General features: G+C 74.7%; 8 protein-coding genes. 5 read left to right on the plus strand and 3 right to left on the minus strand.

The window, feature by feature from the left end; translation table 11 throughout:
• The first annotated feature begins 95 nt into the window (after positions 1-95).
• The 5 genes from ACFWOG_RS18125 to ACFWOG_RS18145 all read left to right on the plus strand — a co-directional run bounded on the left by ACFWOG_RS18125 (position 96) and on the right by ACFWOG_RS18145 (position 6103).
• Positions 96-1808: a sensor histidine kinase gene (locus tag ACFWOG_RS18125; RefSeq protein WP_380359586.1), complete on the plus strand. Its 1713-nt coding sequence runs from the start codon at positions 96-98 to the stop codon at positions 1806-1808.
• A 196-nt stretch (positions 1809-2004) separates the two neighbouring features.
• On the plus strand, positions 2005-2673 hold the full coding sequence (locus ACFWOG_RS18130; protein ID WP_329881779.1) for a response regulator transcription factor: 669 nt from the start codon (positions 2005-2007) through the stop codon (positions 2671-2673).
• A gap of 670 nt (positions 2674-3343) precedes the next feature.
• Entirely contained in the window at positions 3344-4108 is a 765-nt protein-coding gene (locus tag ACFWOG_RS18135; protein ID WP_329951136.1) for a transglycosylase family protein, read from the plus strand.
• A 488-nt stretch (positions 4109-4596) separates the two neighbouring features.
• Complete coding sequence (locus ACFWOG_RS18140) at positions 4597-5352, plus strand: SDR family oxidoreductase (protein ID WP_329951135.1); 756 nt, start codon at positions 4597-4599, stop codon at positions 5350-5352.
• A 151-nt stretch (positions 5353-5503) separates the two neighbouring features.
• Positions 5504-6103 (plus strand): TIGR03086 family metal-binding protein, encoded by a 600-nt coding sequence (locus ACFWOG_RS18145; RefSeq protein WP_355404196.1) that lies wholly within the window; start codon positions 5504-5506, stop codon positions 6101-6103.
• Positions 6104-6194: 91 nt separating this feature from the next.
• Here the strand turns inward: ACFWOG_RS18145 and ACFWOG_RS18150 are convergent, their stop codons facing one another.
• The 3 genes from ACFWOG_RS18150 to ACFWOG_RS18160 form a co-directional block, all read right to left on the minus strand.
• On the minus strand, positions 6195-7385 hold the full coding sequence (locus ACFWOG_RS18150; RefSeq protein WP_380359589.1) for an alpha/beta hydrolase family protein: 1191 nt from the start codon (positions 7383-7385) through the stop codon (positions 6195-6197).
• Positions 7386-7503: 118 nt separating this feature from the next.
• Positions 7504-7971, minus strand: coding sequence for a (2Fe-2S)-binding protein (locus ACFWOG_RS18155; RefSeq protein ID WP_329951132.1), 468 nt, complete (start codon positions 7969-7971; stop codon positions 7504-7506).
• Between the two features lie 114 nt (positions 7972-8085).
• Entirely contained in the window at positions 8086-10554 is a 2469-nt protein-coding gene (locus tag ACFWOG_RS18160) for a molybdopterin cofactor-binding domain-containing protein (RefSeq protein WP_380359592.1), read from the minus strand.
• Between the last annotated feature and the right edge of the window lie 458 nt (positions 10555-11012).

The raw sequence follows: 11012 nt of genomic DNA on the forward strand, positions 1-11012 counted from the left end.
CCCGCCGAGCGTCCGCCGGGTGCGCGACTTTCGTCGGACCGGCAGGCGACGAAGGGTGGCGGCGGTCACGCCGTCCGGTTCGTTAGCCTCACTGGGTGGACGTCATAGCAAGAGCCTGGTCGAAGGCGGTACGAACCGCGCTGCCCGGTCCGTGGCGGCTCGGGCTGGTGCTGCGCGAGGGGATCGGCGCGATCCTGCTCGGCGGGCTCGCCCTGATGATCGAGGTGCTCAGCAGGAGCGGCCTGGCCGTCCCGGTCGCTCCCCTCGTCGCCGTCCTCTTCCTGCTGCGCCGGGGCCTGCCCGCGACCGTCCTGGTGGCGACCGCGGCGGCCAGCGGCTGGTGCGGGGGGCCGCTGCCGCTGCTCGTCTGCGCAGGCTGGTCGGCCGGTGCCCGGGTGACCAGGGTCGGTGTCCTGGCCGGCTCCTTCACGGTGGGTTTCGTCCTCATCACCGCGTCCAGCGTGGTGAAGGACATGGACCAGGCGCCGGTCAAGCTGGTGGTCGGCCTGTCGCTGGGCGGCTTCCTGCTGCTCGCCGTGCTGCCCGCGCTCTGGGGCCGGTACCGGGCGCAGCGCCGGGCGCTGATGGACGCGCTGAGCGAGCGCAACGAGCAGCTGCTGCGCGAGCGGGCGATGGTCGCCCACCAGGCGAGGCTGCGCGAGCGGCACCGGATAGCCCAGGACATGCACGACAGCCTGGGCCACCAGCTCGCCCTGATCTCCGTCCACTCCGGGGCCCTGGAGGTCGACCGGACCCTCAGCGACCGGCAGCGCGAGGCGGTGGGCGTGCTCCGGCTGGCCGCGGTCGCCGCGATGCGGGAGCTGCGGGAGGTGGTCGGCGTGCTGCACGACGAGTCGACCGCCGCGCCGGCCGTCGCGGGAGCGGGCGCCGGGCCGGGCGTCGGGCCGGGCGTCGGCGGCGCCGGTGGGGTGGACGGGATCGAGCAGCTGGTCGAGTCCTCGCGGGCGGCCGGCACGGTGGTCGCCTTCGTCCGGGACGGCGAGCGGCGCCCGCTCGCCGCGTCCGCAGGGCACGCGGCCTACCGGATCGTTCAGGAGGCGCTCACCAACGCGCACAAGCACGCGCCGGGCGCGCCGATCAACATCGCGCTCCGGTACGAGCCGGACGCGCTGGTGGTGGAGGTGGTGAATCCGGGAGCGCCCGAGCCCGTGGGCGTGCGCGCCGGGCGCGCCACCACGGTCGTCAGCGGCGGGCAGGGGCTGACCGGACTGCGCGAGCGGGCCCGGCTGGTCGGCGGCATGGTGCACGCCGGGCCGACGCCGGAGGCCGGGTTCCGGCTGGCCGCCGTGCTGCCGTACGAGGGGGCGGAAGGGGCCGGGGGCGTCGCCGGCGGTCCCGTCGCCGGAGGCACGGGTGCTCCCGGGGAGGTGCCGGACTGGGCGCTGGACGGCGTTCCGCCGGTCGAGGCCGCACCGCCTCGGCGGCGGAGCCCGGCGATCGGCTGCGCGATCGGCGGGGCCGTGGTGCTGCTCGCCGTGCTCGGGCTGGTGGTGTGGGGCGTCGTCGCCTTCATCCGGGCCACCGACGACTCGACCGTGCGGCGGCCGCTGTACGACTCGGTGGAGGTGGGCACGGCGGAGGCGGACGTGAGGCGGATGCTCCCGCCGGGCAACAGCTTCTTCACCAAGGACCTGGAACGGGGCGGACCCACCCCGCCGGCCGACTCCTCCTGCCGTTACTTCCTCTCCGACACCGACGGCGACGGCTGGGAGGGCGACAACGTCGTCCGGTTCTGCTTCAAGGACGGTGTGCTGGTGGAGAAGAAGCACTACAACGTGTCGCCTTGACACCGCCCGCCACGCGGAGCCTCCACGCGGAGCCGTCGTGCGGAGCCGTCGTGCGGAACCCGCCGGGCCGGGAGGTCCGGCCGGTCCCGCGTCGGCCGGTCCCGCGTCGGTGCGCGGAGGTGTGAGGATGGTCCCCGGCAGCACCGGGGGGATCCTGTGCCACGCCGTCAGGACCAGCCCAAGGGGATGACCAGCAGTGATCCGAGTCCTCGTCGCCGACGACGAGCCGCTCATCCGGGCCGGAATCAGGATGATCCTGTCCTCGGCCGACGACATCGACGTGGTGGCCGAGGCCTCCGACGGCCGGCAGGCCCTGGAACTCGCCCGCGCGCACCGGGTGGACGTCGTCCTGCTGGACATCCAGATGCCGGTGATGGACGGGCTGACGGCGCTCGCCGAGCTGCCGAGGAGCGCCCCCGGCGCGCGGGCGCTGATCCTCACCACCTTCGGGGAGCGTGACAACGTGCTGCGCGCCGTGAGCGACGGCGGTGCCGGCTTCCTTCTGAAGGACACCGCGCCGGCCGAGCTGATCCAGGCGGTCCGTGCGGCCGCCACCGGACACGCCTTCCTCTCGCCCGCCGCCACCCGCCACATCGTGGACTCGCTGGCCGCCGGGCGGTCCGGCCCGGCCGCCGCGCGCGGGGCGGACGCCCGGCGGCGGCTGGAGGTGCTGACCGGGCGTGAGCTGGAGGTGCTGGCGCTGTTGGGGGAGGGGCTGTCCAACGCGGACGCGGGCGCCCGGATCCACATGAGCGAGGCGACGGTGAAGACGTACGTCAGCAGGATCCTCGCCAAGCTGGGGTGCGAGAACCGCGTCCAGGCGGCGCTGCTGGCCCGGGACGCGGGCCTGGACGGCGCGCGGTAGCGGGTTCCTGACGGGGCGCCGGCCGCCCCCGAAGGGCGGTCAGAACGCCTTCGGCCGTCCGTCGCACGGGTTCTGACGGCGCATGTCGTCCTGGTACGGACCGATCGCGTGCGGTGATCTGAGTGGCTTTTTGGTGACGCTGGGTAGTGGGCGTGGTGAACGCCACGTCGACGGCCCGCGGAACCGGGAACTCCGATCACCGCGGTGACGGAGCGTCGGGCGGCGGTGGCTCCCTGTGGACGATGTGGGAACCCTCACATCCCGTTCGGTGTGAGCGAGGGCACGGAAATCGATCGTTTGGGCCTGAATATGCGGTCGAATCCGGTCGAATCGGGGACGCTTTCATGATCAATACCGCCGGTAACAGTCAACTGACCTGCGGCGTCCAAGAACTGCTTGAAGCGGCCCGGTAGCGCCCGTAGCTTCATTGGCGGTGCAACGAGCACCACCCGGGTTCACCCCCGACGCGCGGCCCGCCGACTGACCACCGGCGCGAGGGCCGTGTCCGCCGAACCGGCCGGCTCGAAGAGGCCGTCGGCGAGCGGGGGTGGCCGGGGCGGCGCGCCACGTCGGACACGTGTGCGACCGCCCATCGAGTGAGGGAGCGACAACCGGCCCCGGCAGGGGCCTGGTTCCGCATGCCTGCCCGGGGCTTGTCGAGAGGACTTCCATGGATCCCCGTCACGAGACCGCCGCTGCCACCGCTGCCGACAACGCCACTTCGGGTACCGGCGCCACCAAGCGCAACCGTGTCCGGATGGCTGTCGTGGCCGGAGCCGCCGTCGCGGCCCTGCCGGTGGCCGGCCTCGTCACGGCCACCTCGGCCTCCGCCGCACCCGCCTCCGCCTGGGACTCCGTCGCCAAGTGCGAGAGCGGCGGAAACTGGAGCATCAGCACCGGCAACGGCTTCTACGGCGGACTGCAGTTCACCCCCTCGACCTGGAAGGCGTTCGGCGGCACCGCGTACGCGGCCCAGGCCAACCAGGCGTCCAGGGCGCAGCAGATCGCCGTCGCCGAGAAGGTCCTCTCCTCGCAGGGCCCGGGCGCCTGGCCCGTCTGCTCGGCCAAGGCGGGCCTCGCCAGGGGCGGCGCCCCGGCCGCCGTCGACACCGCCGCTCCGGCGCCCAAGGCGCAGCAGCCGGCGAAGGAGCAGCCGGCCAAGCCTGCCGCGAAGCCCGCCGCCAAGCCGCAGCAGGCGCAGGACCAGAAGCCGCAGTCCCGGAAGGCGCCGGCCCAGGAGGCCGCGAAGCCGGCCAGGCCCGCCGCGTCCGAGAAGAACACCGGCGGCGGCAGCTACACCGTCAGGAGCGGTGACACGCTGAGCGGGATCGCGGCCAAGTTCGGCACCGACGCCACGAGCCTGCACGCCAAGAACGCCCGGGCGATCGGCGGCAACCCGAACCTGATCTTCCCGGGCCAGACCCTGACGGTCTGAGCCGGGGCGAGCGGTGCAGCCCTGACGACCCGTGCGCCGGGAGCCCGTGCGCCCGGTGTCCGTGCCCCGGGGGGTCCGTGCCCCGGAGGTCCGCGTGTTGAAGGCCGCCGCTGAAGGCCGGCGCTCCGGGAGGATCGCGCCCTGACGAACGGTGCACCGGTGGCGCCGCGCCCCCCGGATCGTGCTCGGCGCTCCGCTGCCGCAATCCGGGCCCGTCGCCCGGACCGCCCCCGGGCAGGCCCCCCGGGCCCGGCGGTCCGGGCGCGGACGCCCGCGAGACGTGGCTTCCGGAACCTCCGAACGGCCGTCCCCTGCCCGGGGGCGGCCGTTCGGCGTGTCCGCCGGTCGGGCCGGGCCGGACGTGGAGGCGGGGGGTCGTGTGCTGATTGTTGAACGTTGAACGCGACGTCCGAATACCGCCGGAGTCCCGGACGGCGAGGCCCGAGGATCGAGTCATGTCCACGAACGAGGCAAGGAGTTCCGACGATATGACGACGACTGTGCTGGCGAAGCTCGACGGCAAGGTGGCCCTGGTGACCGGTGGCAGCCGGGGCATCGGGGAGGCGGTGGCGCTCCGGCTGGCCGAGGACGGCGCGGACGTCGCACTGACCTACCTCGGCAGCGCGGAACGGGCCGAGGCGGTGGCGGCGAAGATCACCGCGATGGGGCGCCGCGGGTGGGCGGTCCGGGCGGACAGTGCGGACCCGCAGGAGGTGCGGGCCGTGGTCGCGGCGGTCGCCGAGCGGTTCGGGCGGCTGGACATCCTGGTGAACAACGCCGGGGTGGGCGTGCTCGGGCCGATCGGTGAGATCGGTCTGGACGACGTGGACCGGGTGCTGGAGGTCAACGTCCGCGCGCCGTTCCTGTTCGCCCAGGCCGCCGCGGCCCACCTGACCGAGGGCGGTCGGATCGTGACCATCGGCAGCTGCATCGCCAAGCGCACCGCCTTCCCCGGCGGCAGCCTGTACGCGACCAGCAAGGCCGCGGTGATCGGACTCACCAAGGCGCTGGCCCGTGAGCTCGGCCCGCGCGGGATCACCGCCAACGTGGTCCACCCGGGCCCGATCGACACCGACATGAACCCGGCGGACGGGCCGTCGGCCGCCTTCCAGGCGGGGTTCACCGCGCTCGGCTCCTTCGGCCGGGCCGCCGACGTCGCCGCGACGGTGGCCCACCTGGCCGGGGAGGAGGGCCGCTACGTCACGGGTGCCGAGATAGCCGTCGACGGCGGCTTCGCCGTCTGACGCAACGGCACCCGGGCGACCGGCCCGGGGTGTTGTTCCGGGCCGGTTGTCAGTGGTCCCGTTTACGATCGCCCGGTCCGACCACGTATGCGGGGACCCGCACGCGGGCGCACGCCCGGGTGCGGGTCCCGAGTGATCCGAGAGGTGCGTCATGACCGGAGCGGAAGACCCGATCGAGCTGCTCGCCCGTGCGCTCGCCCAGACCGCCGGCCTGATCGACGGCGCCGGCGCCGAGCAGGCCGGTCACCCGACCGCCTGCCGGTCCTGGGACGTCGGACAGCTGATCAGCCATCTCCTGTTCGACCTGGAGCAGTTCACCGTCCGGGCCGAGGGCGGCACCCCGGACTGGTCGGCGTCCTTCGAGCGGGTCGATGAGGACTGGCTGCACCGCTTCGAGGCCGGCGCGGAGCGGCTGGTGGCCGCCTGGCGACAGGCCGGGGACCTCGACGGGGTCATCCAGGTGCCCGGCGCGGGCGAGTTGCCCGCCCGCTTCCCCGTGGACCAGCAGATCGCCGAGTTCGCCGTCCACGCGTGGGACTTGGCGAAGGCCACCGGTCAGTCCACGGACGGCCTCGACCACGAGGTCGCCCGGGCGTCCCTGGCCTGGGGGCGCGGCGCGCTGCGGCCGGAGTACCGGGGGAGTGAGGAGGAGGGCCGCTCGTTCGGGGCGGAGGTGAAGGTCGACGAGGATGCGCCGGTGTACGACCGGCTCGTCGCGTTCTTCGGGCGCGACCCGGAGTCCGCCGGCTGACGCGCGGGGCGCCGGGGCCGGCGGGCCGTCCCGGACGGACGCGTCCTGTGCGGACGCGTCCCGGGCCGGTCCCGCGCCCCTCCCGGTCCGGTCAGCCCCGGCTCCAGACGAACGCGATCTCCGGATGGCGCCGCGAGGGCGCCTCCAGCAACGGGGACGGCCGACCGCGCAGGAAGCGGTCGAAGTGCGCCCGGACGTACGCGCGGGTCACCGCCGTGGCCCGCTCCGGTGCGACGGTGCCGAGCAGGTCGCTGTAGACGTCGGCCGGCAGGTGATCCGCGAGGTGGCCCGGGCCAGCTGCGTGCGGCAGGTCGGTGAAGCTCAGGTGCCCGGCACCGCGCAACTGCAACTGGCGCCCCCAGCCGCGCTGGTGCTGGCGCCAGCGCTGCCAGGTGTCGTGGTCGGCCAGCGACGTGAGCAACAGGAACGGCCGGTCCAGGCCCTCGTCGGCGACCGGTGAGCCGAAGAAGCCGCCGTCGAGGTTGAGCCCTGTCACGAACCGGCTGTCCTGACGGACCGCCTCGGCGGCGGCCGAACCGCCCATGGAGTGGCCGAAGGCGCCGATCCGGCGCCGGTCGGCGCGCGGCAGCCCGGCCCGTCGGGCGGTCCGCCCGGTGGTCAGCTCGGTCGCCACGAACCGCAGGTCGCCGACCCGGGCGGAGACCTCCTTGCGCTCGGCGGCGTCCCAGTCGGCCGGATCCGCCTCCAGGACGCTGCGCACCAGCCGTCCGTCCGGGAACTCCACGGCGGCCGCGTCGTAGGTGTGGTCGATCGCCGCGACCAGGTAGCCGTGGGCCGCCAACTCCTCGGCCAGCGCGGTGCAGTTGCTCCGCCCGCCCTGGCGGCCGTGGCCGAGCAGCAGCAGCGGGAGCCGGTCCGGTACGGCGGGCGCCCCGGTGCGGGCGGTCGGGCGCAGGGCCGCGATGGTGCCGGGATCCACCGGCAGCGACTCCTCGAAGGCCGCGCCCACCCGGGTCGTGGTGTACGCGGCGCGCGGTGCACCGCCGTTCCCGAGCGCCGGGTACCAGAGCTGCACCATCAGCTCGCGCGGTCCCGATACGAAGGGGTCCTGCCGGTCCTGGTCCACGAGGTGCAGCGACACCGTCCCGACCGTGCGCCGGACGGTCGGCTCGGGCAGGTCGATCGGCCGGGGTGTACCGGGCCGGGCCGCAGGAGCGGGTGCGGCGGCCGGTGCGGCCTGCGCCACGGCGGTGGGCAGGGCGAGCGCGGCGCCGCCCAGGCCCGCGACGGTCAGCAGGGAACGGCGCCGGAGCATCGTCATCCCACCCTTCGGTTCGGTGATCCTGACGGCAGCTCACCCTAGGTGGACTAGACCATCGATGGCTAGGGGTGTCTCCTGCGGGAACGGCGCGCGGCCGGAGCCCCCGGCCCGGGCCGGTTCAGGTGCCGGACGCGGTCCGGGCCGCCGCGCGCTTGATGGCCTCCCGGATGCGGGGGTAGGTGCCGCAGCGGCAGATGTTCTGGATCTGGTCGACGTCGGCGTCGGTGGGAGCCGGCGTGCGGCGGAGCAGGGCGACGGCGGTCATGATCTGCCCGGGCTGGCAGAAGCCGCACTGGGCGACGTCGCACTCCAGCCAGGCTTCCTGGACGGGGTGCAGGGTGTCGCCGTCGGCGAGCCCCTCGATGGTGGTGACACGCCGGCCGGCGCAGTCCTTCACCGCCACCGTGCAGGGCTGGAACTCGTCGCCGTCCAGGTGGCTGGTGCAGGCCCGGCAGACACCGACGCCGCAGCCGTACTTGGGACCGGTGACACCGAGCTTGTCGCGCAGGACCCAGAGCATGGGCATGTCGTCCGGGGCCTCGACGGTGACCGGCTGCCCGTTGAGGACGAAGGTGTGGCTGGGCATGGGGGACGGGGTGTCCTTCGGGTTCGTGGGCCGGAGTTCGTGGGCCGGGGTTCGTGGGCCGGGGTTCGTGGGCCGGGTTCGGGCGAAGAGGTGCGCGGGGCGGGAGGGCGCGGCTCAGAAGTTGACGGGGAAGGACCGCGGGCTGGTCCCGGTCGCCCGGGCGTAGGCGTTGGCGACCGCGGCCGACGCGGCCGGCACACCCAGCTCGCCCGCGCCGCCGGGCGGTCCGCTCGGCGGCAGGAGGTGGATCTCCACCACCGGCGGGGTGTGGCGCTGGCGGGCGTAGCGGAAGTCGCCGAAGCTGCCCTCGCGGACGGCGCCGTGGTCGATGTGGTTGCCCGCCCGGAGGATCACCGAGATGCCGTCCACCAGCGCGCCGGTCAGCTGCGCCTCCAGGCCGGTGGGGTTGATCACCGTGCCGACGTCGGCGGCGATCACGGCCTTGGTGACGCGCGGCTGCCGAGGGTCGGTGGCGTCGAGCTCGACCAGGTAGGCGGCGCGGCCGCCGTTCTCGTCGTGGTAGCCGATGCCCTGCGCGTGGCCGGCCGGCATGGTACGGCCCCAGCGGCCGGCCAGGGCGGCCTTGTCGAGGACGGCCCGGCCGCGGGCGTCGCGCAGCAGGGCCCGGCGGAAGGCGACCGGGTCCTGACCGAAGCGGCGGGCCAGCTCGTCCGTCATGATCTCGTCGGCGACCCGGACGGTGCCCGAGTAGACGGACCGCCAGCTGCCGGTGTGCATCTTCAGCGGCACCTCGGCGAGCAACTGCGTCGGGAGGCCCACGTTGTACGGGTTCTTCTCGCTCAGCAGGAAGAACGCCTGGGCGAGCGAGATTCCGGCGGCCGAGAGCTGGAAGCCGGCGGCGGTGAGGGCCTCGCCGAGTCCGTGGCCGAAGTCGGTCGTGACGGTGGCGGCCCGGTGTTCGTAGCTGAGCACCTGTCCGAGGCCGTAGGTGGCGCGGATCCGGTGGTGGCTGGCGGGGCGCATCCGGCCGTGCCGCATGTCGTCGTTGCGGGTCCACATCAGCTTGACCGGGCGGCCGGCGGCCCGGGAGATCAGGGCGGCCTCCAGCGCGGCGTCGAAGAAGAGCCGCCGGCCGAAGGAGCCGCCGCCGCGCACCACGTGCACGGTCACCGCGTCCTGCGGAAGGCCGAGTTCGGCGGCGATGGTCTGCTGGGCCACGATCGGGGTCTGCGAGGCGAACCAGATCTCCGCGCGGTGCGGGCGGACGTCGGCGACCGCCGTCAGCACCTCCATCGGCGCGTGGTTGACGAAGGCGAAGTCGAACTCGCCGTCCACGTACTGGGTGAGCAGGGGCGGGACGAGGAACGGTGCGTGGGCGGCGCGGAGGGCGGCCCGGATGTCGCTGTCGGAGAGCGCGGCGACGGGCCCGGGGTGCCAGGAGGTCCGGAGCGCGTCGCGGGCCTTGAGGGCCTGGTCGAAGGTTTCGGCGAGCACGGCGACGCCGCTGGGGATCGTCACCACGCCCAGCACGCCGGGCATGGTGCGGGCGGCGGAGGCGTCCAGGCTCGCGAGCGTGCCGTTGATGGTGGTGGGGCGGGCGACCACGGTGGGTACCGCGCCGGGGACGGCGAGGTCGCCGGCGTACCGGGCGCGGCCGGTGACGATGTCGCGGGCGTCGATCCGGCGGGTGGGGCGGCCCACCAGGCGTCGCTGTTCGGCGGGTTTGGGGGTGGGGGGCACCGCGGGGGCGGCGATGACGGCGGCTGCGGCGGCGAGTTCGCCGTAGCCGGCGCGTCGGCCGTCGGGGGCGAGGACGGCGGAGTCGGCGGTGCGCAGCGTGCCGGCCGGCAGCGACCAGCGGCGGGCGGCGGCGGTGACCAACCGCGCGCGGGCGGCGGCGGCTACGGCGCGGACCGGGTCGTACAGGGTGCGGACCGAGTTGGAGGCACCGGTGAGCTGACCGAACAGCAGGTCGGGGCGGCCGTCGGAGAGCGGGATGTCGACGTCGCCGAGCCGGGCGTCGAGCTCCTCCGCGACCAGCATCGCGACCGTCGTGGTGAGGCCCTGGCCGACCTCCAGCCTGGGGAGGTGCAGCACGGCGCGGCCGGCGGCGGTGATCTCCAGGACCAGGAGGTGGGCGGTGGGCAGGCCCGCGACGAGCAGCGCGTCGCCGAGGTCGAGGATGTCCGGGACGCCGGGCAGGCCGAGCAACTGCGAGGGCGCGCCGGCGGGTCCGGCGGCGGGTCCGGTGACGGGGGCCGCGACCTGCGCGGCGGCACGGACCGCGGCCCGGGCGGCGGTCGGTGCGGCGGCGTCCAGACCGGCCCGGGCGGCGACGGTGAGGGTGGGCGCGGCGAGCAGGTAGGTCAGGAAGCGGCGGCGTCCGGTGGACGAGGGAGGCTGCTCGGCGGTGCCGTCCGGGGGTGCGGTGGAGGTGCTGATGGCGGGAGCCCTTCGAGCCGGTGACGGCTCCGGCGGGGCGGGCCTTCGTGGGCCCCGGCCCCGGTGCCGGACGGTCTTCGGGTACGCGAACGGGAACGGTTTCGCGGACGCGAGCGTGAACGGTGTTCGTGTGCGCGGACAGGATTGGTCGTGTCCACGTTCGCGAACGCGGATGAGCATAGGAGCGCCTTACTGGCCGGTCAACACGGGCACTTTAGTCCGGATCGGACAACTGACCGGAGCTCGGATGGGGCGGGCACGGACGGTACGCGGCACGGCCGGAGTGTGCCCGGTACCGCCGTCCGGGTGATGCTCGGGCGGGGGCGCACGTGCGTTCCCGGGGCGGGCGCGGGTGCGGTCGGCGCCGGTCCCCGCGCACCGTCCGACACGCGTCGGCGGTCGGGCACGGGGGTCCGCCGCAGGGGTCCGGCGCGGGTGGTCGGGGCGTCGGCGGAGGTACAGCTCCCAGGTCCGCCGGTCGCCAAGTGGCCCAGGGAATCGCACGGTCATTGGCGCTGCCCGGTGGTCCGCCGGCGCCCTAGCTGTACTGACCACGGAGGTTGGTGACAGGGCTCACGGCGTGGTGATCTTGAAATGAGTGAGGGCCTTCTGGCTCGGTGTGGATTGCGACATCTGCA

The organism is Kitasatospora sp. NPDC058406 (assembly GCF_042722765.1).
Lineage (GTDB): Bacteria > Actinomycetota > Actinomycetes > Streptomycetales > Streptomycetaceae > Kitasatospora.